Genomic DNA, 19,101 nt, shown 5'->3' with positions numbered 1-19,101 from the left:
CAGGAGCGCGTGCCTGCATGCCTGTGGGAGCGTTCTTGACTGCGAACGATGCCCGCCAGGTCGCAGGCAGAGCCTGGTCCTACAGGTATCGCCGAGGCTCCAGGCGGCCGTGCTTTCCCTTCTCCCTCCGGGAGAAGGTGGCCCGCAGGGCCGGATGAGGGCCGGGCACCGAGACACCAAGCCCTCACCCCAACCCTCTCCCGGAGGGAGATGGCGCTGGCGGGGTGGTAGCCGAGGCGTCGCGGGTGCGATTCGCGAGCGAGCGCGCTCCTGCAGGAGCGCGTGCCTGCATGGCCGTGGGAGCGTTCTTGACTGCGAACGATGCCCGCCAGGTCGCAGGCAGAGCCTGCTCCTACATGTAACGCCGAGGCTCCAGGCGGCCGTGCTTTCCCTTCTCCCTCCGGGAGAAGGTGGCCCGCAGGGCCGGATGAGGGCCGGGCACCGAGACGCCAAGCCCTCACCCCAACCCTCTCCCGGAGGGAGATGACGCTGGCGGGGCGGTGGCCGAGGCGTCGTGCGGGTGCGATTCGCGAGCGAGCGCGCTCCTGCAGGAGCGCGTGCCTGCATGCCTGTGGGAGCGGTCTTGATCGCGAACGATGCCCGCCAGGTCGCAGGCAGAGCCTGCTCCTACAGGTAACGCCGAGGCTCCAGGCGGCCGTGCTTTCCCTTCTCCCTCCGGGAGAAGGTGGCCCGCAGGGCCGGATGAGGGAGGCCCCCCGGCACAAGCCCAGGCCCCCGACACCGATGCCTGCGTGCAAGATCGTTCAAGACCGCCTCCGCGAGTTGGGATAATCTGCGCCCCCTCAAGGAGGTGTCATGTCCCGCTCGCAAGAATTCTTCCACGGTGCCCGCGATATCCTGCCGCTGGTATTCGGTGCCATTCCGTTCGCCATCATCTTCGGCACGCTGGCCATCGGGGCCGGGCTGTCGTCCTGGCAGGCGCTGGGCATGTCGGCGCTGGTGTTCGCCGGCTCGGCGCAGTTCATCGCCGTGACCCTGCTGAGCGGCGGGGTGGGTGCGCTGGTGGTGCTGCTGACCACCTTCGTGGTCAATCTGCGGCACGCGCTCTACAGCGCCTCGATGCAGCCTTTCGTCCGCCATCTGCCGGCGCGCTGGCGGGTGCCGCTGGCCTTCTGCCTGACCGACGAGGCCTACGCGGTGATCCAGCACCGCTACGCCCGCGACGATGCCTCGCCGTTCAAGCACTGGTACTTCCTCGGGGCCGCCCTGGCCATGTACGTCAACTGGCAGCTGTTCACCCTGGCCGGCATAGCCTTCGGCCAGGCGGTACCGGACGTGGCGGCCTGGGGCCTGGATTTCGCCATGATCGCCACCTTCATCGGCATCGCCGTGCCGATGATGCGCACCCGGCCGCAGGTGGCTTCGGCGCTGGTCGCCGCCGGGGTGTCGCTGCTCACCTGGAGCCTGCCGTACAAGCTCGGGCTGATCGCCGCGGCGTTTGCCGGCATCGTCGTCGGCGTGTGGCTGGAGCGGCGTACCGTCCATTCGCCGGCGGAGGTGGCCTGATGGAAACCTGGCTGCTGATCCTCGGCATGCTGGCGATCACCTTCGCCACGCGCTTCAGCTTCTTCGCCTGGCCGGACCTGCGCTTTCCACGGCTGGTGGAGCAGGGCCTGCACTACGTGCCGGTGGCGGTGCTCACCGCGATCGTGGTGCCGGCGATGCTCCTGCCCGCCGGGGAATGGGCGCTGCACTGGCGCAACGCCTATCTGCTGGCCGGGCTGCTGACGATCCTGATCGCCGCGCTGACCCGGCACCTGCTGGCGACCATCGGCGGCGGCCTGCTGGCATTCTTCCTGCTGCGCTGGGCGTTCGGGCAGTTGCCGTTGTAATGAAGGGCACCAATGTGGCGTGAGACCCTTCGGCGCTCATCCAATGACCGATACCGGCCAGGGAAAGGGATCATGGCGACTCATTCACAAGCAGGTCTGCTCGGCACGCGGCGCTTCCTGCCGTTCTTCCTCACGCAGCTGCTCGGCGCGTTCAACGACAACCTGTTCAAGCAGGCGCTGGTGCTGGCGATCCTCTACCGGCTCGGCACCAGCGCCGACAAGGACCTTTTGGTCAATCTCTGCGCGCTGCTGTTCATCCTGCCGTTCTTCCTGTTTTCCGCGCTGGGCGGGCAGTTCGGCGAGAAGTACGCCAAGCACCGGCTGATCCGGATCATCAAGGCGGCCGAGGTGGCGATCATGGCGGTCGGCGCGCTGGGGCTGTGGCTCGGCAGCCTGCCGCTGCTGCTGGCGGTGCTGTTCGCCATGGGCACGCAATCGGCGCTGTTCGGCCCGGTGAAGTATTCGATCCTGCCGCAACAGCTGGCCGACACCGAGCTGGTGGGCGGCAACGCGCTGGTGGAGATGGGCACCTTCCTGGCGATACTGACCGGCACCCTCGTCGCTGGCATCCTCATGTCGTCGGACGGCTACGCCCTGCGGGTGGGCGGCCTGGTGCTGCTGGTGGCGGCGTTGGGGTACCTGGCCAGCCGCCGCATTCCGCCTGCCGCGGCCTCGCTGCCGGCGCTCGAGATGGACTGGAACATCCTGCGCCAGACCTGGCGCATCCTCCGCCTGGGGCTCGGGCAGCGGCTGTCGGTGTCGCGCTCGCTGATCGGCAATTCCTGGTTCTGGTTTCTCGGCGCCACCTACCTGACGCAGATTCCCGCGTTCACCCTGGGTGTGCTGGGCGGCGACGAAAGCGTGGTGACGCTCATCCTCACAGTGTTTTCCGTGGGCATCGCCGCCGGTTCGCTGCTCTGCGAGCGGATGTCCGGACACAGGGTCGAGATCGGCCTGGTGCCGTTTGGCTCGCTGGGGCTGACGGTGTTCGGCCTGCTGCTGTGGTGGCATGCGTCGGCCTTCGGGCCGGCACCGCAGGTGCAGGGCTGGCTGGAGGTGCTGGCGCAGGGGCGGACCTGGTGGGTGCTACTGGACATCTTCGGCTTGGGCCTGTTCGGCGGCTTCTACATCGTGCCGCTCTACGCGCTGATCCAGTCGCGCACCGCCGAGCACGAGCGGGCGCGGGTGGTGGCCGCCAACAACATCCTCAACGCGCTGTTCATGGTGCTGTCGGCCATCGTGGCGATCCTCTTCCTCACCGTCGCCGGGCTGTCGATCCCGCAGCTGTTCCTGGCGGTGTCGCTGATGAACCTGGTGGTCGGCGGCTACATCTTCCGCATCGTGCCCGAGTTCACCATGCGCTTTCTCATCTGGCTGCTCGGCCACTCGATGTACCGGGTGCGCCACCAGGGGCTGGAGCGGATACCCGAGCACGGGCCGGCGGTGCTGGTGTGCAACCACGTGTCCTACGTCGATGCCCTGCTGATCGGCGGGGCGGTGCGCCGGCCGGTGCGCTTTGTGATGTACTATCGGATCTACCAACTGCCGGTGCTGAACTTCGTGTTCCGCACCGCCGGTGCGGTGCCGATCGCCGGCCGCGACGAGGACCTGGAGACTTTCCGCCGTGCCTTCGAACGGGTTTCCGAATACCTGCGCGCCGGCGAGCTGGTGTGCATCTTCCCGGAGGGCCGGCTGACCGGCGACGGCGAGCTGAACGAATTCAGGGGTGGGGTCGAGCGCATCCTGCAGGACAACCCGGTGCCGGTCATCCCGATGGCGCTGCAGGGGCTGTGGGGCAGCTTCTTCAGCCGCGATCCGGCCAAGGGCCTGTTCCGCCGCTTCTGGTCGCGGGTGACGCTGGCGGTCGGGGCGCCGCTGCCGCCGCAGACCGGCCGCCGGCAGCTGCAGGCGGCTGTGGCCGAGTTGCGTGGAGAGGCGCGCTAGATGCTGCGCCGCGGTTCGGCGGCTGGACGGTCCTCGAGGCGGCGATAGAAGGTCGCCAGCAGCGGACCGGAGAGGTTGTGCCAGACGCTGAACAGCGCGCTGGGAACCGCCGCCAGCGGCGAGAAGTGAGCGCTGGCCAGCGCCGCGCCAAGGCCGGAGTTCTGCATGCCGACCTCTATCGACAATGTCTTGCGCTGCGCCAGCGGCAGGCCGAACAGCCTGCCGGCGAAGTAGCCCAGCGCCAGACCCAGGCCGTTGTGCAGCACCACCACGGCCATGATCAGCAGGCCCGATTCGGCGATCCGCGCCTGGCTGGCGGCCACCACCGCGGCGACGATCGCCACGATGCTCGCCACCGACACCAGCGGCAGCACCTCCACCGCCGCCTGCACGCGGCGGCCGAGGAGCCGCTGGGCGAGCAGGCCGAGCGCGATGGGCAGCAACACCACCTGCACGATCGACCAGAACAGCGCGCCGAACTTCACCGGCAGCCAGGCCGAGGCCAGCAGCCAGATCAGCGTCGGCGTCACCAGCGGGGCGAGCAGGGTGGTGACCGCGGTGATCGCCACCGACAGCGCCACGTCGCCGCGGGCGAACCAGGTCATCACGTTCGACGCGGTGCCGCCCGGGCAACAGCCGACCAGGATCACCCCGACGGCGATTTCCGCCGGCAGCCCGAGCAGCCGGCAGAGCAGCCAGGCCAGTGCCGGCATGATCAGGAATTGCGCGGCGACACCGAGCAGCACGCGCATGGGCTGGCGCGCGACTTCGCGGAAGTCTTCGGTCTTCAGCGTCAGGCCCATGCCGAACATGATCAGCCCGAGCAGCGGCACGATCCACCGGGCGGCAGGCAGGAAGGTGGCGGGGAAGTAGAAGGCCAGGACGGCGAACAGCAGGACCCAGAAGGCGAAGGTGTTGCCGGCGAAGCGGCTGATGGCGGCAAGGGCGCGCATGGGGGCGTCTCGTGGCTGGCGGGGCGTGCCGGTTCAGCATAGCCGGCGCGCCCGGGTGGGGCGGACAGGATGGCAAGCGCTCGGCGATTACCGTGCGGTCTGTCGTCCCGGCATGGCTCGGTCGTAGATGGGCTTTAGCTCACCAGGCAGAGGTCGTCCCCTTGGTGGGCTTTAGCCCACCCTGCGAACCGATGGGTTGCGCGCATGGCATTCCAAAAGCACTGCCAGGCTATGCAGAAGCTTCGCGAGCAAGCTCGCTCCTACGGGGATCACGGGGTTCGTTGTGCCGGGCGCGTGGCCCGGCGAGCGCCGTCAGATGCCCTGCGGAATCTCCTCGCCGCCCAGCGCCTCGAACAGCGCCGGGAGGAAGTCGGCGAAGGTCAGCATCATCAGCGTGAAGCTGGCGTCCTGCTGGCCGAGAGCGTCGTCGCCGCCGTCCTGTTCGGCCTGGTCCTGCAGCAGGTCCTCGAAGCGCAGGCGCTTGACCACCAGCTTGTCGTCGAGCACGAAGGACAGCTTGTCCTGCCAGGCCAGCGAGAGCTGGGTGACCTGCTTGCCGGCGCCCAGGTGGTTCTGGATCTCGTCGCTGGACAGGTCCTGGCGCTTGCAGCGAACCACGCCGCCATCCTCGTGGGTGTCGCGCAGCTCGCACTCGTCGAGCACGGTGAAGTCGGCCGCCGCCTGCTGGGTCTTCAGCCATTCGGTGAGGGTCGCGGCGGGCGCCACCTTGACCGTCAGCGGTCGCACCGGCAGCGAGCCGATGGCCTCGCGCAGGGTGGAGAGCAGGTCCTCGGCGCGCTTGGCGCTGGAAGAATCGACCAGCACCAGGCCGAGCGACGGCGCAATGGCGGCGAAGGTGGTGGACTTGCGGATGAAGGCGCGCGGCAGGAAGGCCTGGACGATGTCGTCCTTGAGCTGGTCGCGCTCCTTCTTGTAGACCTTGCGCATCTGCTCGGCCTCGATTTCGTCGACCTTTTCCTTCAGCGCGTCCTTGACCACGCTACCGGGCAGGATGCGTTCTTCCTTGCGTGCGGCGATCAGCAGGAAGCCCTGACTGCTGTGGACCAGCGGCGCATCGGCGCCCTTGCCGAAGGGGGCGACGAAGCCATAGGTGCTCACTTCCTGGCTGTTGCAGGGGCGGGCCTGCTTGGCGGCGAGTGCGGCCTCGAGGGCATCGGCCTCGAAGGGGACGTTCTGCGTGAGACGGTAGACGAGCAGGTTGCGAAACCACATGGCGTAGGGAAACTCCGGAAAAGCAAAGCGCGCATTATTCCCGTCCGGCCTGGCCAGGCCAACCCTGGCGAGCGACGCGACGGACGAAATTCGTGCAATTGGCCTTCCACCTGCCGTCCTTAGTAAGTCGTTGGAAGACTTCGAAATTTTTTTCGTTGGAGGGCTTGCCAAGGTCCGGAAGCCTCTCTAGAATGCGCCCCACTTCGAGAGTGAAGGGTGATTAGCTCAGCTGGGAGAGCATCTGCCTTACAAGCAGAGGGTCGGCGGTTCGATCCCGTCATCACCCACCATCTCGCGGTAACGCGCAGCGGTAGTTCAGTCGGTTAGAATACCGGCCTGTCACGCCGGGGGTCGCGGGTTCGAGTCCCGTCCGCTGCGCCACATTCGCCTCCAGGCCCACTGAACACCTGGATGCAACGAAAGAAACGGCCTCGGGGCCGTTTTTTTTCGCCCTCGAAAAAGCGCCGCCAGTCCCTCGGCGCGGGGGCGCCATGCCGCACCGCGACCGCCGTTCAGCCGACCCGCAGCAGCGCCATCAACCGGTCGGTGAAGAAGGGCGCCTCGTCCTTGAGCTTGAACAGCTTGGGCGAGAACAGCCAGGTGTGGGTGATGCCCATCAGATTGGAGTAGGTCAGTACGCCGAGCGACTGCGCCGGCTGGGTGGCAGGGATCGCGCCCCGGGTCTGGGCCTGTTCGATCAGGCCGGCGAGCAGCTGCACCATCTGCCGGGTGAGTTCGCGCTCGCGCTTGAGCGCGGTGGCCATCTCGGCGGTGAACTCGGTCTTGTTGAGCAGTATCTCGAACGACTGCCGATGCCAGCGGTTGGTGACCAGCAGGCGGAACCACTGGCCGATGAAATGCTCCAGCGCCGCCATCGGCTCGGCGGCACGCGCCTGGCTTTCGGCGATCAGCCGTTCCAGCGGCTCCTGCGAGACGGCCAGCACCGCCTGGTAGAGTTCGTCCTTGTTCTTGAAGTGCCAGTAGATCGGCCCGCGGCTGAAGCCGGCCGTCTCGGCGATCATCGCCAGGGTGGTGTTGGAGTAACCGTTGCGGCTGAACAGCTCCAGCGCGGCCTCGATGACTTTCAGGCGGGTCTGTTCGGCGTCTTCTCTGGTGCGGCGCATGGCGGTGTCGGTCGGGGAAAGGAGGGGAGGTTAGCGCAGGTGGCTGGCGGGGTTGTAGGAGCAGGTTCTACCTGCGACCACCTTGGCATCGGGGAGCGGCCGGGGATCGCAGGCAGAGCCTGCTCCTACAGGGAAGGGCAGATGGAGCGCTCCCCATGCGTTTCAGAGCTTGCCGTCCGCCGCCATGCGCATGTAGGTCGGGTCGAAGCGCAGCTTCACGTTGCCTTCGTTGCCCAGCACCTTGTCGCCCGGCATGGCGATGCCGACGAAGTCCGCCGAGTCGGCGCCCTCGCCGAGCAGGCCGTGATCGAAGGAGAAGTGGCGCACGCTGTCCATCGCCTCGTAGGCTTCGTCGCTCTCGATGAAGGCCACCGAGTCGGACGGTTTCCAGAACATCTTCATGCCCTCGAGCTGCGCCTCGTAGCCGGCCTGGTCGGTGCCCGAGGCCTGGCCCAGCGCGGCGCGCGCCTTGGCGCCTTCTTCAGTGTCGCTCTCGAGGATGCTCATCACCTCGTACCAGGCGCCGACCAGCGCCTTGCCGAAGGCCGGGTTGTCCGCGAGGGTCTGGCTGTTGACCACCGTCAGGTCCTTGATGTGGCCAGGGATTTTGCTCGAATCGAACACCAGCTGTGCGTCCGGCACGGCCTGCACGTCGGAAAGCAGCGGGTTCCAGGTCACCACGTTGCGCACGTCCGGGGTGTTGAAGGCGGCGACCAGGTCGGCGTCGGAGGTGTTGACCACCTGGATGTCCTTCTCCGACAGCCCGACGCTTTCCAGCGCGTGTGCCAGCAGGTAGTGCGACACCGACAGCTCGACCAGGTGCACCTGCTGGCCCTTGACGTCGGCCAGGTTGCCGCTGCCCTTCATGACCATGCCGTCGTTGCCGTTGGAGTAGTCGCCGACGATCAGCGCGGTGGTGTCCACGCCGCCGGCCGCGGGGATCGACAGGGCGTCCATGCTGGTGGCGACCACGCCGTCGAACTGGCCGGCGGTGTACTGGTTGATCGATTCGACGTAGTCGTTGATCTGGGTGATGTTCACCTTGATGCCGTACTTGTCGGCCCACTTCTTCATGATTCCGGACTCGTCGGCGTACTGCCAGGGCATCCAGCCGGCGTAGATGGTCCAGGCCAGCTCGAAGCTGTCCTTCTTCTCGGCATGGGCCAGCGGCGAGAGGCCGGCCAGGGCCATGGCGCCGGCGCACAGCCAGCCTTTCAGCGTCTTGGTCTGCATGGTGTCGCTCCTTAGAAGAATTTCAGATAACGCTGGATTTCCCAGTCGGACACGTGGGTGTGGTAGGCGGTCCACTCGTCACGCTTGAACTGCACGAAGGTCTCGAACATGGCGTCGCCGAATACCTGGCGCGACAGCGGGTCGGCCTCGAAGGCGTCGATGGCTTCGTCGAGGGTGCGCGGCAGGGTCTCGATGCCCATCTCGCGTACCTGCTTCTCGCTGTAGTGGTACATGTTCTCACGGTGCGGCAGGCCCGGATCGAGCTTCTCGCGGATGCCTTCCAGGCCGGCGGCGAGGATCATCGCGGCGCCCAGGTAGGGGTTGCAGCCGATGTCCGCGGCGCGGCATTCCACCCGGCCGCCCTGCGAGGGGATGCGCAGCATGTTGGTGCGGTTGTTGTTGCCGTAGCAGCAGAACACCGGCGCCCAGGTCGAACCGGACATGGCGCCCTTGCGCACCAGGCGCTTGTAGCTGTTGACGGTCGGCGCGATCACCGCGCAGATCGCCTTGGCGTGCTTCAGCACCCCGGCGATGAAGTGGTAGGCCAGCGGGGTGACTCCGCAGCCGTAGGTGTCCTCGCCGTCGACTTCGAACAGGTTCTTGCCGGTCGCCCTGTCGGCCAGCGACATGTTGTAGTGCGCGCCGCTGCCGGTGCGGTTGGCCGACGGCTTGGGCATGAAGGTGGCGAAGGCGCCGTGCTTGCGGGCGATCTCGGTGGCCATCATGCGGAAGAACACGAAGCGGTCGGCCATGGTCAGGGCGTCGGCGTACTTGAAGTCGGTTTCGAACTGGCCGTTGGCGTCCTCATGGTCGAAGGAGTACACGCCCCAGCCCATCTCGTTCATGGCCTCGACCAGCTCGTCGACGATCGGCAGGTTGTCCATCAGCAGGCGCGGGTCGTAGCAGGGCTTGGCGCCGGTGTCGCGTTCGGAGAGCGGGGCGAAGCCACCGTCCGGCGTGTCCTTGAACAGGAAGAACTCGGTCTCGATGCCGAGGTTGAAAGTGTAGCCGAGCTGCGCCGCCGCCTCGGTCTGGCGCTTGAGGATGCCGCGCGAGCAGGCCTCGAACGGCTGGCCGTCCAGGTACAGGTCGCTGGCGAACCAGGCCAGGTCGCGGTTCCAGCTGCACTGGGTGGCGCTCGCCGGATCGGGCATGGCGGCCACCTCGTTGTCGCTGATGTCCTGCGGCACGCCATCCAGCGCCGCCCCGGTGTACAGCTCCGAACCCCGCAGCATCTGGCCGAGGTGGGCGAGCGGGACGAACTTGCCCTTGATCACCCCATGGATGTCGACGTAGCTGGCCATGGCGTATTTCACGCCCTTGGTCAGCAGCCGCTGCTTGAGCTCTTCGACGGTGGATTGCGGAAAGGTGGTCATGTAGCGCTCCTAGCTGAATTTGGGCCAGCTCGCTGGCGATGGCACGAATCCTTCATCCAATATACATGCCAGCGTGTATAGAAAAGGCCGGCAGCAGCCTTCGTGAGAACGGGCCCTCGGTGACTAGGAGAACAGCCAAGTGATTGAAATAAAGAGAGAAAAAATCTTCATGGAGCTGGGCGACCTGCTTCTCGACAGCGGCCGGACGCTGCGCCAGGCACGCATCTGCTATCAAATCGCCGGCACGCCTAACGCCGCGCACAGCAACCTGGTGCTGGTGCCGAGTTACTACGGTGGAACACATTGGGGCAGCCTGCCCCTTGTTGGTGCGGGAAGTCCCCTGGCCGATGGCCAGCACTGCGTGGTGTTCACCAACCTGTTCGGCGCCGGCTGGTCGAGTTCGCCGAGCAATGCGGGTGAGGACCAGCGCGGCGCGGATTTCCCGCGCATCAGCCTGATGGACAACGTGCGTGCGCAGAAGCAGCTGCTCGACCGGCTGTTCGGCCCGGACTGGACGCTGAGGCTGGTCACCGGCTGGTCGATGGGCGGCATGCAGACGCTGTACTGGGCGATGGCCTATCCCGAGCGGGTGCGCGCGATCCTGCCGTTCTGCTGCACCGCGCGCTGCTGGCCGCACAACCGGGTGTTCCTCGAGGGGGTGAAGGCCGCGCTCTGCGCCGATTCGGACTGGCAGGACGGGCGCTACGCCGCGCCGCCGGAGCGCGGGCTGCGCGCCTTCGGGCGCGCCTATGCCGGCTGGGCCTACTCGCAGGCGTTCTACCGTCGCGAACTGTGGCGCGAGCTGGGCTTCGGCTCGCTGGAAGCACTGCTAGATTTCTGGGAGCAGGATCATCTGCAGCAGGACGCCAACGACCTGCTCTGCGTGCTGGAGACCTGGCAGTCGGCCGATCCGGCGCGGCTGCTCGGTGTCGGCAGCCTGGAGCAGGCCCTCGGCCGGATCCAGGCGCAGGCGATCGTCATGCCGGGCCGCACCGACCTGTACTTCACCGTCGAGGATGCACGCCACGAGACGTCGCTGATTCCCCGCGCAGAGCTGCGTGTGCTCGAGTCCGACTGGGGGCACTGCGCCGGCGGGCCGGGGCGCAGTCCTGAGGCCATGGCCCAGGTGTTCGCGGCCATGGGCGAGCTGCTGGCCTGAACGGCGCTGTCACACCTGGAAACGCCTTCGTCGCCCGCCGGTCCGGGGTGTTCGGCCTGGCTGTCTATGCTTGCCACGAACGCCTCGATGTATCGCCGGCGCTGTCCGTCGCCGGCCCAGCCCGCGCGGCGGAGGGCACCGCATGAAGATCGAACGCTTCGAAGACCTGATCGACTGGACCCGCAACACCCATGGGCGACTGTCGCGCTGCCTCGCGCGTGCCGCCTCGCAACACGAGCAGCAGCGCATCCAGTGGCTGCTGGCCTACCTGGCCGACCACGAGCAGGCACTGGCCCGCGCCATCGGCCGCATCGAGCAACACGCCAGCCCCAACGCGCTGAACACCTGCATCTACGACTACCTGGTGCGCGAGCCGGTGATGCTCAGCGGCCCCTGCGCCAAGCCCTACGCCAGCATGACCCTGGAGGGCATCTCGCGCGAGGTGTTCGACATCCACAACCAGGTGCTCGAGTTGTACCGCTCGCTATCGCGTCGGGCCGAGATCGACGGCGCGCGCGATCTGGCCAACGAACTGCTGGCGCTGGAAGAGCACGCCACGCTGCGCATGGCGACGCAGGTCGGGCGCGTGGACGAGTTCTAGCTTGGTGGCTCTGCGTAGGAGCGAGCTTGCTCGCGAACGGGGGCACGCGCTTGCAGCCATCCCGCAGGAGGGGGCGGCCGGCGCTCCGCGTAGGGTGGGCTTCAGCCCACCGCGATACAGGCGAGCGCCAGGCCGACATGGTGGGCTGAAGCCCACCCTACGAGCGCGCGTGCCCACCCGTGGGAGGCGCGACCCCGCGGCGACTGCCGTCAGCGAGCACAGCGCGTGGGCCTCGTCTCACGCGCGACCTAGCAATGAATTGCTGACTCTGGAAGAGCGCGCCACACTGGGCGACGCAGGTCGGGCACGTGGAAGAGCTTTAGCCAACCCGTAGGAGCGAGCTTGCTCGCGAACCGGGGGCACGCGCTTGCAGCCATCCCGCAGGAGGGGCGGCCGGCGCTCCGCGTAGGGTGGGCTTCAGCCCACCGCAATACAGGCGAGCAGCAGGCCGACATGGTGGGCTGAAGCGGAACGCCGCCCGGCCCACCCCACGGGCACCCTAGGGAAGACCTTAGCCGGCGATCGCCGTCAGCTTCTCCAGTTGCTCCAGGTCGGTCTGCATGCCCGAGGTCTCGCGGATGCGGGCAAGGATTTGGCGCTTGAGCTCGGTGAATTCGGGCGAGAGCTTCATATCCTGGTTGCGCTGCGCCGGCAGCGGCACCTCGTAGATCGAGTCGATCCGCCCCGGTCGGGGCGCCATCAGCACCACGCGGCCGCCGAGGTAAATGGCTTCCTCGACGTCGTGGGTGACGAACAGGATGGTGGTCTTCTCCAGCCTGTACACGTGGCGGATCAGGTCGTGCATCACTTCGCGGGTCTGCGCGTCGAGCGCGCCGAAGGGTTCGTCCATGAGCAGGGTCGCCGGCTTGGGCATGAGCGCGCGGGCGATCGCCACGCGCTGCTGCATGCCGCCGGAGAGCTGGCTGGGGTAGGCGTCGGCGAAGCTGGTCAGGCCCATCAGCGACAGCAGTGCGTCGGCGCGGCCGGCCGCCGTTTCGACGTCGGCTTCGCTGTGCACGGTGTCGGCGACCACCTTGAGCTGGCGGCAGAACCTGATGTTCTTCATCACCGTCAGCCAGGGATAGAGGCTGTAGTGCTGGAACACCATGGCGCGGTCGACGCCCGGCCCGTCGACCGGCTTGCCGTCGAGCAGGATCTCGCCGCGGCTCAACGTCTCCAGCCCGGCGATGATGCGCAGCAGGGTCGACTTGCCGCAGCCCGAGGCGCCGACGAAGGTGATGAACTCGTTGGGCTGCACGTCGAGGTTCACCGACTGCAGCGCTTCGACTTCGCGCTTGTCGCTGACGAAGGTCTTGCCCACTTCGCGGATGCCGATCTTGGGTGCGGTCATGCTTGTTTCCTCCAGGGGAAGGCGCGGCGTGACAGCCAGCGGAAGGCCTGGTCGGTGAGCAGGCCGATCAGGCCGATCAAGAGGATGCCGGCGAAGATCTTGTCGGTGTGCATGTAGCGCTGGGCCTTGAGGATGGCGTAGCCGAGGCCCGAGTTGGCGGCCACCAGTTCGGCCACCACCAGGTAGGTCCAGGCCCAGCCGCAGGTGATGCGCAGGGTGTCGAGGAGCGCCGGGCGCGAGGAGGGCAGGATCACCAGGCGGACGATCTCCGCGCGGGTCGCGCCCATGGTCTGCGCCGCCTCGATCTGCGCCATCGGCACCCGGCGCACGTCTTCGGCCACCATCAGCACCATCTGGAAGAAGGTGCCGATAAAGATGATTAGGATCTTGGCGCCCTCGTCGATGCCGACCCAGAGCATCACCAGCGGGATGAAGGCCACCGCCGGCATGTAGCGGATGAAGTCGGTGAGCGGTTCGAGCAGCGCCTGCACCGGCCGGTAGGTGCCGATGTACAGCCCCAGCGGCAGGGCGAGCAGCGCGGACAGGGCGAACCCGGCCATCACCCGGTAGACGCTGATGCCGATGTCCTGCAGCAGGCCCTCGCTGGTCCACCAGCGGCCGATGCGTTCCAGCACCGCGCCGGGGCTGGGCATGAACATGGGGTCGGCCAGGCCGAGCGCGGTCCAGGCCCACCAGAGCACGAAGGGCGCGGTCAGGCCGGCGATGGCCAGTGTCCAGACGATGCGCCGCGGCAGCTCGCCGCGGATGCTCCACCAGCGCGCGCGGGGCCTGGCCGGCGGCGTCGGCGCGGGCGCTTCCTGCGCGGCGGCTGCGGCGGCCGGGGCGGTGATTTCCGGGGAGGCGAGCGTGAGGTGCGCAGTCATGGGCAGGTCTCCTGCGGTGCGAACGAGACGGGTGCGGGAACGGGAATCCAGCCGCCGGCTGGGCTGTAGCGGCCGAGCTGGAGCAGCGCGGCGGGCGGCAGCGCCTCGGCGTCGTGGTGCGGACAGTCGGCCGGCAGCAGGGCCTGGCCGACGCGCCCGGGCAGGGTCGAATGGCTGATCCGCCAGGGCGTGGCGCCGCCGCGATGGCGGCCGAAGGAAAGCTCGCAGGCCAGCAGCTGCAGACGCTCGGCCGGGCTCACTGCGGCCAGGCGATCGTGCAGGGTGCCGCCCGGCGGCAGCGGGCACGGCCGCTCGGCGGCGAACAGGAAGTAGTCGCCGGCCACCAGCAGGCAGCCTTGCCGGGCGCTGGACGCGGCCTGCAGCCAGAGCCCCCAGTTGCTGCCGAGCGATTCCGGCAGGCGGTGCCAGATCTCGTGGTAGCTGCCGTCGAGCGCGTCCTCGATCAGCCGTTCGCTGTGCTCGAAGCGCATCCGCCCGACGTCCGCCTGCTCGCGCGCCGGCTGGTAGTCCAGCAGGCGGTGCCACTGGCAGCGCTCGCCCTCGACCTCGGTCAGGCCGGCGAAGCCCGACTGGCCGGCGAGCGCCTGCTGTTCGGCATGGGTGCAGGTCTCGACGCTGACGGCGCCGGCGGCGGGCGTCGGCTGCGGGATGCGCAGGTCGGCGTGCAGCCGGGCAGTCTGCAGCCAGAACACGTCGCTGCTCTCGTCGCGCACACCGGCCGTGGTGGTCAGCAGGCGCCGCTGCCATACGCCGAGGTAGGCGTCCGGTACGGGATTCATGCGTGGTACTCCGGAAAGCGCCTGAGGGTGCGCCAGAAGGCCATGTCGTGGTTCGGCCAGAGCTCGGCATCGGTCTCGGCGGCGGTGGCCTTGAGCTTGCGGATGCTGGCCAGGGCCAGGTCCTCGCGGTCCCGCCAGCAGAGGCCGGGGGCGATCTCATCCTCGAGGTTCTCGGTGAGGTCGGCGGCATCGCCGGCGAGAATCACCGGCCGCCCCTGGGGCAGCTCGATCAGCAGCGACATGTGCCCGGCGGTGTGCCCGGGGGTGTTGATCGCCCGCACGCCCGGCACAAGGTCGTATTCGTCGCGCTGCGGTTTCCAGCGGTAATCGCCGGCGAAATCGTCGGCGAAATAGGCGTCGTCCGCCGGCTCGTGCGCCGCCGCCAGCTCGGCCTCGTGCACGTGCACGTCGCAGCCGCAGACGTCGCACAGGCCGCCGGCGTGGTCGAAGTGCAGGTGGCTGAGGAACACCAGGTCGATGTCCGCCGGCGTCAGCCCGAGGCGCGCGAAGTGCGCCGGCAGCCGCTGCTCCTCGCTCATCTGCGGCGGGCCCATGGGAAATTCCGCCGGGTCGTACCACTTCGCGCGCAGCGCAGGGTCGGCGAGCTTTTGATAGTCGCAGCCGACGTCGAAGAGGATCCGGCCCTGGGTGGTCTCGATCAGGTAGGCGAGGATCGGCGCCTCGATCCGCTCGCCCTGGCCGCGGCCGCGGGTGGAGATCGACTTGTCGTAGCGGTGGGTCGCGGTCAGCAGCGGCCAGAGCCTGAGCACGGCGGTCATGCGGCGCTCTCCATGCGATCGAGCAATTCGGCGCTGTCGATGACGCGGCCGAACAGCCCGCCCTCGACGTGGATCATGTTCAGCGCCGCCTGGTGCAGGCGCGGGTCGTGGGAGGCGCAGGCGTCGGCCAGGGTGAAGCACTCGAAGCCGAGGTCGATCGCCTGGCGCAGCGTCGAGGACACGCAGACCTCGGTGGTCACGCCGGCGAGGAACAGCTGGCGAATGCCGCGGTTACGCAGCAGCAGCTCCAGGTCGGTGTGGGCGAAGGCGCCGTAGCCGGGCTTGTCGATCACCGGCTCGCCGGCCAGCGGCTGCAGTTCGTCGATCAGGTCGTGGCCGTATTCGCCGCGCACCAGCAGCCGCCCCAGCGGGCCGGGCGAGCCGATCGGCGCGCCGCTGGCTTCGGCGCGGCGGCGCTTGGGCTCGGGAAGGTCGGACAGGTCCGGGCGATGGCCCTCGCGGGTGTGGATGATGGTCATGCCGCGCTCGCGGGCGCCGGCCAGCAGCCGCCGGATCGCCGGGATCGGCGCGCGCAGCCGCTGGACGTCCATACCGGCCCGGTCGGCGTAGCCGCCCGGCGCGCAGAAGTCGCGCTGCATGTCGATCACCAGCAGGGCGCTGTGGCGCAGTTCGAGCATCAGAGGCCCTCCAGCTTGAACTCGAAGCGCACGGCGGCGGTGATGCCGTCGACGATGTCACCGGCCAGGCGCGCGCCCTTGGCCGCGCTGGACCCCCTGGCCGAGGACAGCACGCCGGACGGCGGCACCCACTCGGTGCGGGTGGGGTACATGTCGTAGGGCGGGAAGTCCGCCGGGCCGTCGTCCGGAATCTTTTCCAGGGCCACCAGGTGCGGGTGGAAATGCAGCATCAGCGAGGTCTCGATAACCGCCGCGTGCTCCAGCGCGAAGCCGGGGAAGCCGTCGGGAAAGATGTCCTCCAGCGTTTCTTCACGGCAGAAGTCCCAGTGTTCCAGGCGCATCACCTCCAGCCCGGCATCCGGCCCCAGCTCGCGCAGCGCCAGCTGGATGCCCTCGGCGACGAACCAGGTGTTCTCGTAGTGGCCGAGCACCAGCACCAGGCGCTTGACGCCGTGGCGGTGGAATTCGCGCACCGCGTCGCGCACCAGGGCACTCAGGGTCGCGCCGTCGAGGCTGGTGGTGCCGCAGAAATGCTGGCCGCCGCCGCACTTGGGCTGCGACTTGTAGCCGTAGGACAGGGCCGGGGCGACCAGCCCGCCAACCCGCGCGGCGACCTCGGCGCTGATGGCGCTGGCCAGCAGCGCGTCGGTGCCCAGCGGCAGGTGCGGGCCGTGCTGCTCGGTGGCGCCGCAGGGCAGGAACAGCACCGCGCCTTCCTGCACGCGGCGCTCGTAGTCGACCCAGCTCAGTTGCTCCATGTGGACGGGATTCATGCAGGCGTACTCCGTGCGCTGGTAAGGGAGGGACGTTCCGGCCAGCCGGCGATCAGCGCGGCGGCGGTCACCAGGGCGGCGCCGAGCCATTCGTGGGCGCCGATGCCTTGCGAGCCGAGCCAGGCCGAGGACAGCACCGCGGCGATCAGCTCGAACACCACCAGCACCGCCGCGCGGCCGGCTTCCAGGTGGGTCAGGCCGTACTGCACCGCGGACATGCTGAGGATCCAGCCGAGCGCCAGCAGGCCGATCTGCCAGGCCAGGGTCAGGTCGAGAGGGGGCGGCGCCTGGTCGAACAGCAGGCAGAACAGCCCGCCGAGCAGGGCGCTGCCGATGAAGCTGACCAGCGCCTTGCTGCCCAGCGGCACCTGATCGGCGGCGCGGGTGGCGAGGTTGTTCAGGCTGAACGCCAGGCCGGCGCTGAGCGCCAGCCAGTCGTTGCCGTCCAGCGGCCGGAAGGCGTCGCGGTCGATGCCCAGGGTCAGCGCGATGCCCACCATCGCCAGCAGCAGCGCCGCGACCCGAGCGGGGGTCAGGCGCTCGTCCAGCAGCAGCCAGCCGCCGAGCGTTCCCCACACCGGCGCCAGGTAGAACAGCAGCATCACCCGCACCACGTGGCCGTCGCCGAGCGCGGTGACCAGCGCCGCGGTGGCCCAGCCGCCGCCCAGGCCCATGGCGACCACGTGCAGGTACTGCGGCGCCCAGCGCCGGCGCTGGTGCCAGAGCACCGGCACGGCGAGCAGGCTGAGCAGCGAGTAGGTCAGCAGCACCAGCGGCATGCCGGTCAGGCCCTGGGCGGCGAAGAACCGCAGCGGCAGCCAGCCCAGGCCCCAGAGCGTGGCGCCGCCGACCAGCAGCGCCTGTGGCAGCAAGCCGCTCATGCGCCCATCCAGGAGCCGCCATTGGGCCCGAGTATCTGTCCGGTGAAATAGCTCGCCTGTGGCGAGAGCAGGAAGACGATGGCCGCGGCCACTTCCTCCGGCGTGCCCAGGCGCGCCATGGGGATCGCCAGTTCCTTGGCCATCCATTCCTCGCTCATGTGCTCGGGGCTGACCATGGCGGTGGCGATCGGCCCCGGCGCGACGCCGTTGACGCGGATGCCGTCGGCGGAGAACTCGCGCGCCAGCGAGCGGGTGAGTCCCATGACGCCGGCCTTGGCGGCGCAGTAGGCGGCGTAGTGCTCGCGGCCGAGGAAGCCGAGGTCCGAGGCGACGTTGACGATCGCCCCGCGACCGCGCGCACGCATGCCGGGCAGCGCGTGCCGGCAGCAGCGGTAGACGGCGGTCAGGTCGACGCCGAGCACCCAGGCCCAGTCGTCCTCGCCGGTGTCGAGAAAGGGTTTCTTCAGCAGCACGCCGGCGTTGTTCACCAGCAGGTCCAGCGGGCCGGTGGCCTCGAGGGTCTCAAACATGGCGGCGACCGCGGCGGGGTCGGTGACATCCGCTTCGATCGGTTCGATGCCCGCGGCGCGAAGCTCGGTGACGGCGTCGTGCTGGCCGAGGTGGTTGGCCCACACGGTCGCGCCGGCCTCGGCCAGTGCCAGGGCGGTGGCCCGGCCGATGCCGGTGGCGGCGCCGGTGACCAGCGCGGTCTGGCCGGAAAGATCGAGCGTCATCAGTGCATGACCTCGCCGTGGCTCACCGACAGCGCCTGGCCGGTGACGGCGGCGGCCAGCGAGGAGCCGAGGAACAGGAAGGTGCCGGCCAGGTCTTCCGGCATCAGCAGTTCGGGGATCGCCTGCGCGGCGAGGATGGTCCTGAGCTCGTCGGCTTCGCTGCGTCCGTTGTCCACGGCCATCGCCCGCAGCGAGCGCATCGCCGCCTCGGTGCCGATCCAGCCCGGACACACGGCGTTGACGCGGATGCGCCGCGGGCCGAGCTCCCAGGCCAGGGCGCGGGTCAGGCCGATCACCGCATGCTTGCTCGCCACGTAGGCGGAAAAGCCTGGCACGCCCTTCAGGCCCCAGATCGAGGCCTGGTTGATCACGCTGGCGCCGGCCGGCAGGCGCGGCAGCAGCGCGCGGGTCAGGCGCTGCATGGAGGCCACGTTGTTGTCCAGCAGGGCGGCCCAGCGCCGGTCGGCCTCGATACCGCTGTCGGCCAGCGGCGTCGGGTATTCCACCCCGGCGTTGTTGATCAGCAGGTCCACCACCGCGTCGCCGGCCGCCAGGTCATGAGCGTAGGCCTCGACCGCCGCGTGGTCGGCGAGGTCCAGCGGCGTGCCGCGGGCCGGGACCAGCGGCGCCAGCTCGGCGACCAGGCGCTCGAGCGCGGCGGCGTCGCGGTCCAGCAGTTCCAGGGTGGCGCCGGCCTCGCCGAAGGCCTGTGCCAGGCCCCGGCCGATGCCGCCGGCGGCGCCGGTCAGCACCACCGTGCGGCCGCGATAATCCAGTGGGTTCAT

The 19,101-nt window shown here is 68.8% G+C and carries 19 protein-coding genes and 2 tRNA genes; 7 read left to right on the top strand and 14 right to left on the bottom strand.

The genetic code is table 11. The features are described 5' to 3' along the window. The first annotated feature begins 816 nt into the window (after window positions 1-816). The 3 genes from H610_RS0119865 (at window position 817) to H610_RS0119855 (ending at window position 3,797) form a co-directional block, all read left to right on the top strand. Window positions 817-1,527, top strand: a complete 711-nt coding sequence (locus H610_RS0119865) for an AzlC family ABC transporter permease (protein WP_028241291.1) — start codon at window positions 817-819, stop codon at window positions 1,525-1,527. Beyond that, a complete protein-coding gene (locus tag H610_RS0119860) occupies window positions 1,527-1,853 on the top strand; it encodes an AzlD domain-containing protein (RefSeq protein ID WP_028241290.1) in 327 nt (108 codons plus the stop codon). Before H610_RS0119865 ends, H610_RS0119860 begins: the two co-directional genes overlap by 1 nt. A gap of 72 nt (window positions 1,854-1,925) precedes the next feature. Further along, the gene (locus H610_RS0119855) at window positions 1,926-3,797 is read left to right on the top strand and encodes an MFS transporter (protein WP_028241289.1); all 1,872 of its coding nucleotides are present in this window, start codon (window positions 1,926-1,928) and stop codon (window positions 3,795-3,797) included. Here H610_RS0119855 and H610_RS0119850 read toward each other — a convergent pair. Next, on the bottom strand, window positions 3,794-4,750 hold the full coding sequence (locus tag H610_RS0119850; protein WP_028241288.1) for a bile acid:sodium symporter family protein: 957 nt from the start codon (window positions 4,748-4,750) through the stop codon (window positions 3,794-3,796). The genes H610_RS0119855 and H610_RS0119850 overlap by 4 nt on opposite strands. 312 nt (window positions 4,751-5,062) lie before the next feature. Continuing rightward, complete coding sequence (rdgC, locus tag H610_RS0119845) at window positions 5,063-5,983, bottom strand: recombination-associated protein RdgC (RefSeq protein WP_028241287.1); 921 nt, start codon at window positions 5,981-5,983, stop codon at window positions 5,063-5,065. Between the two features lie 214 nt (window positions 5,984-6,197). Between rdgC and H610_RS0119840 the strand changes: the two genes are divergently transcribed. Both H610_RS0119840 and H610_RS0119835 read left to right on the top strand, forming a co-directional pair. Beyond that, window positions 6,198-6,273, top strand: a tRNA-Val gene (locus tag H610_RS0119840). Between the two features lie 14 nt (window positions 6,274-6,287). Beyond that, window positions 6,288-6,364, top strand: a tRNA-Asp gene (locus tag H610_RS0119835). A gap of 131 nt (window positions 6,365-6,495) precedes the next feature. On the opposite strand, the gene H610_RS0119830 is transcribed toward H610_RS0119835, so the two are convergent. The 3 genes from H610_RS0119830 to glnT all read right to left on the bottom strand — a co-directional run bounded on the left by H610_RS0119830 (window position 6,496) and on the right by glnT (window position 9,716). Beyond that, window positions 6,496-7,107, bottom strand: a complete 612-nt coding sequence (locus H610_RS0119830; protein WP_028241286.1) for a TetR family transcriptional regulator — start codon at window positions 7,105-7,107, stop codon at window positions 6,496-6,498. Window positions 7,108-7,269: 162 nt separating this feature from the next. Next, the gene (locus H610_RS0119825) at window positions 7,270-8,340 is read right to left on the bottom strand and encodes a putative urea ABC transporter substrate-binding protein (protein ID WP_028241285.1); all 1,071 of its coding nucleotides are present in this window, start codon (window positions 8,338-8,340) and stop codon (window positions 7,270-7,272) included. 11 nt (window positions 8,341-8,351) lie between these two features. Continuing rightward, on the bottom strand, window positions 8,352-9,716 hold the full coding sequence (glnT, locus tag H610_RS0119820) for a type III glutamate--ammonia ligase (protein WP_028241284.1): 1,365 nt from the start codon (window positions 9,714-9,716) through the stop codon (window positions 8,352-8,354). A 139-nt stretch (window positions 9,717-9,855) separates the two neighbouring features. Here glnT and H610_RS0119815 point away from each other — a divergent pair, with 139 nt between their 5' ends. Next, window positions 9,856-10,875 carry an alpha/beta fold hydrolase gene (locus H610_RS0119815; RefSeq protein ID WP_028241283.1) on the top strand — a complete coding sequence of 340 codons (1,020 nt, stop codon included), beginning with the start codon at window positions 9,856-9,858 and terminating at the stop codon, window positions 10,873-10,875. Window positions 10,876-11,017: 142 nt separating this feature from the next. After that, a complete protein-coding gene (locus tag H610_RS0119810) occupies window positions 11,018-11,476 on the top strand; it encodes a hypothetical protein (RefSeq protein ID WP_028241282.1) in 459 nt (152 codons plus the stop codon). A gap of 511 nt (window positions 11,477-11,987) precedes the next feature. On the opposite strand, the gene H610_RS0119805 is transcribed toward H610_RS0119810, so the two are convergent. The 9 genes from H610_RS0119805 to H610_RS0119765 are packed head-to-tail and all read right to left on the bottom strand — an operon-like array spanning window position 11,988 to window position 19,101. Next, window positions 11,988-12,827: an ABC transporter ATP-binding protein gene (locus H610_RS0119805; RefSeq protein ID WP_028241281.1), complete on the bottom strand. Its 840-nt coding sequence runs from the start codon at window positions 12,825-12,827 to the stop codon at window positions 11,988-11,990. Beyond that, the gene (locus tag H610_RS0119800; RefSeq protein ID WP_028241280.1) at window positions 12,824-13,711 is read right to left on the bottom strand and encodes an ABC transporter permease; all 888 of its coding nucleotides are present in this window, start codon (window positions 13,709-13,711) and stop codon (window positions 12,824-12,826) included. Before H610_RS0119800 ends, H610_RS0119805 begins: the two co-directional genes overlap by 4 nt. Beyond that, window positions 13,708-14,511 (bottom strand): hypothetical protein, encoded by an 804-nt coding sequence (locus H610_RS0119795; protein WP_028241279.1) that lies wholly within the window; start codon window positions 14,509-14,511, stop codon window positions 13,708-13,710. The genes H610_RS0119800 and H610_RS0119795 overlap by 4 nt, the downstream gene beginning before the upstream one ends. Beyond that, on the bottom strand, window positions 14,508-15,290 hold the full coding sequence (locus H610_RS0119790) for an N-acyl homoserine lactonase family protein (protein WP_028241278.1): 783 nt from the start codon (window positions 15,288-15,290) through the stop codon (window positions 14,508-14,510). Before H610_RS0119790 ends, H610_RS0119795 begins: the two co-directional genes overlap by 4 nt. Continuing rightward, on the bottom strand, window positions 15,287-15,928 hold the full coding sequence (locus H610_RS0119785; protein WP_043239131.1) for a cysteine hydrolase family protein: 642 nt from the start codon (window positions 15,926-15,928) through the stop codon (window positions 15,287-15,289). Before H610_RS0119785 ends, H610_RS0119790 begins: the two co-directional genes overlap by 4 nt. Next, on the bottom strand, window positions 15,928-16,701 hold the full coding sequence (locus H610_RS0119780) for a creatininase (protein ID WP_028241276.1): 774 nt from the start codon (window positions 16,699-16,701) through the stop codon (window positions 15,928-15,930). Before H610_RS0119780 ends, H610_RS0119785 begins: the two co-directional genes overlap by 1 nt. Then, window positions 16,698-17,582: a DMT family transporter gene (locus H610_RS0119775; protein ID WP_028241275.1), complete on the bottom strand. Its 885-nt coding sequence runs from the start codon at window positions 17,580-17,582 to the stop codon at window positions 16,698-16,700. The genes H610_RS0119780 and H610_RS0119775 overlap by 4 nt, the downstream gene beginning before the upstream one ends. Further along, on the bottom strand, window positions 17,579-18,316 hold the full coding sequence (locus tag H610_RS0119770) for an SDR family NAD(P)-dependent oxidoreductase (protein ID WP_028241274.1): 738 nt from the start codon (window positions 18,314-18,316) through the stop codon (window positions 17,579-17,581). The genes H610_RS0119775 and H610_RS0119770 overlap by 4 nt, the downstream gene beginning before the upstream one ends. Then, on the bottom strand, window positions 18,316-19,101 hold the full coding sequence (locus H610_RS0119765) for an SDR family NAD(P)-dependent oxidoreductase (RefSeq protein ID WP_028241273.1): 786 nt from the start codon (window positions 19,099-19,101) through the stop codon (window positions 18,316-18,318). The genes H610_RS0119770 and H610_RS0119765 overlap by 1 nt, the downstream gene beginning before the upstream one ends.

This window comes from Stutzerimonas azotifigens DSM 17556 (assembly GCF_000425625.1).
Taxonomy (GTDB): domain Bacteria; phylum Pseudomonadota; class Gammaproteobacteria; order Pseudomonadales; family Pseudomonadaceae; genus Stutzerimonas; species Stutzerimonas azotifigens.
Note: the sequence above shows the minus strand (reverse complement) of the source record. Positions and strands in the feature narration are given on the sequence as shown.

What these genes read in the sequence shown, in the direction of transcription:
- H610_RS0119865 (WP_028241291.1), top strand. Translation starts at nt 817, where the DNA reads ATGTCCCGCTCGCAAGAATTCTTCCACGGTGCCCGCGATATCCTGCCG.
- H610_RS0119860 (WP_028241290.1), top strand. Translation starts at nt 1,527, where the DNA reads ATGGAAACCTGGCTGCTGATCCTCGGCATGCTGGCGATCACCTTCGCC.
- H610_RS0119855 (WP_028241289.1), top strand. Translation starts at nt 1,926, where the DNA reads ATGGCGACTCATTCACAAGCAGGTCTGCTCGGCACGCGGCGCTTCCTG.
- H610_RS0119850 (WP_028241288.1), bottom strand. Translation starts at nt 4,750, where the DNA reads ATGCGCGCCCTTGCCGCCATCAGCCGCTTCGCCGGCAACACCTTCGCC.
- rdgC (WP_028241287.1), bottom strand. Translation starts at nt 5,983, where the DNA reads ATGTGGTTTCGCAACCTGCTCGTCTACCGTCTCACGCAGAACGTCCCC.
- H610_RS0119830 (WP_028241286.1), bottom strand. Translation starts at nt 7,107, where the DNA reads ATGCGCCGCACCAGAGAAGACGCCGAACAGACCCGCCTGAAAGTCATC.
- H610_RS0119825 (WP_028241285.1), bottom strand. Translation starts at nt 8,340, where the DNA reads ATGCAGACCAAGACGCTGAAAGGCTGGCTGTGCGCCGGCGCCATGGCC.
- glnT (WP_028241284.1), bottom strand. Translation starts at nt 9,716, where the DNA reads ATGACCACCTTTCCGCAATCCACCGTCGAAGAGCTCAAGCAGCGGCTG.
- H610_RS0119810 (WP_028241282.1), top strand. Translation starts at nt 11,018, where the DNA reads ATGAAGATCGAACGCTTCGAAGACCTGATCGACTGGACCCGCAACACC.
- H610_RS0119805 (WP_028241281.1), bottom strand. Translation starts at nt 12,827, where the DNA reads ATGACCGCACCCAAGATCGGCATCCGCGAAGTGGGCAAGACCTTCGTC.
- H610_RS0119800 (WP_028241280.1), bottom strand. Translation starts at nt 13,711, where the DNA reads ATGACTGCGCACCTCACGCTCGCCTCCCCGGAAATCACCGCCCCGGCC.
- H610_RS0119795 (WP_028241279.1), bottom strand. Translation starts at nt 14,511, where the DNA reads ATGAATCCCGTACCGGACGCCTACCTCGGCGTATGGCAGCGGCGCCTG.
- H610_RS0119790 (WP_028241278.1), bottom strand. Translation starts at nt 15,290, where the DNA reads ATGACCGCCGTGCTCAGGCTCTGGCCGCTGCTGACCGCGACCCACCGC.
- H610_RS0119785 (WP_043239131.1), bottom strand. Translation starts at nt 15,928, where the DNA reads ATGCTCGAACTGCGCCACAGCGCCCTGCTGGTGATCGACATGCAGCGC.
- H610_RS0119780 (WP_028241276.1), bottom strand. Translation starts at nt 16,701, where the DNA reads ATGAATCCCGTCCACATGGAGCAACTGAGCTGGGTCGACTACGAGCGC.
- H610_RS0119775 (WP_028241275.1), bottom strand. Translation starts at nt 17,582, where the DNA reads ATGAGCGGCTTGCTGCCACAGGCGCTGCTGGTCGGCGGCGCCACGCTC.
- H610_RS0119770 (WP_028241274.1), bottom strand. Translation starts at nt 18,316, where the DNA reads ATGACGCTCGATCTTTCCGGCCAGACCGCGCTGGTCACCGGCGCCGCC.
- H610_RS0119765 (WP_028241273.1), bottom strand. Translation starts at nt 19,101, where the DNA reads ATGAACCCACTGGATTATCGCGGCCGCACGGTGGTGCTGACCGGCGCC.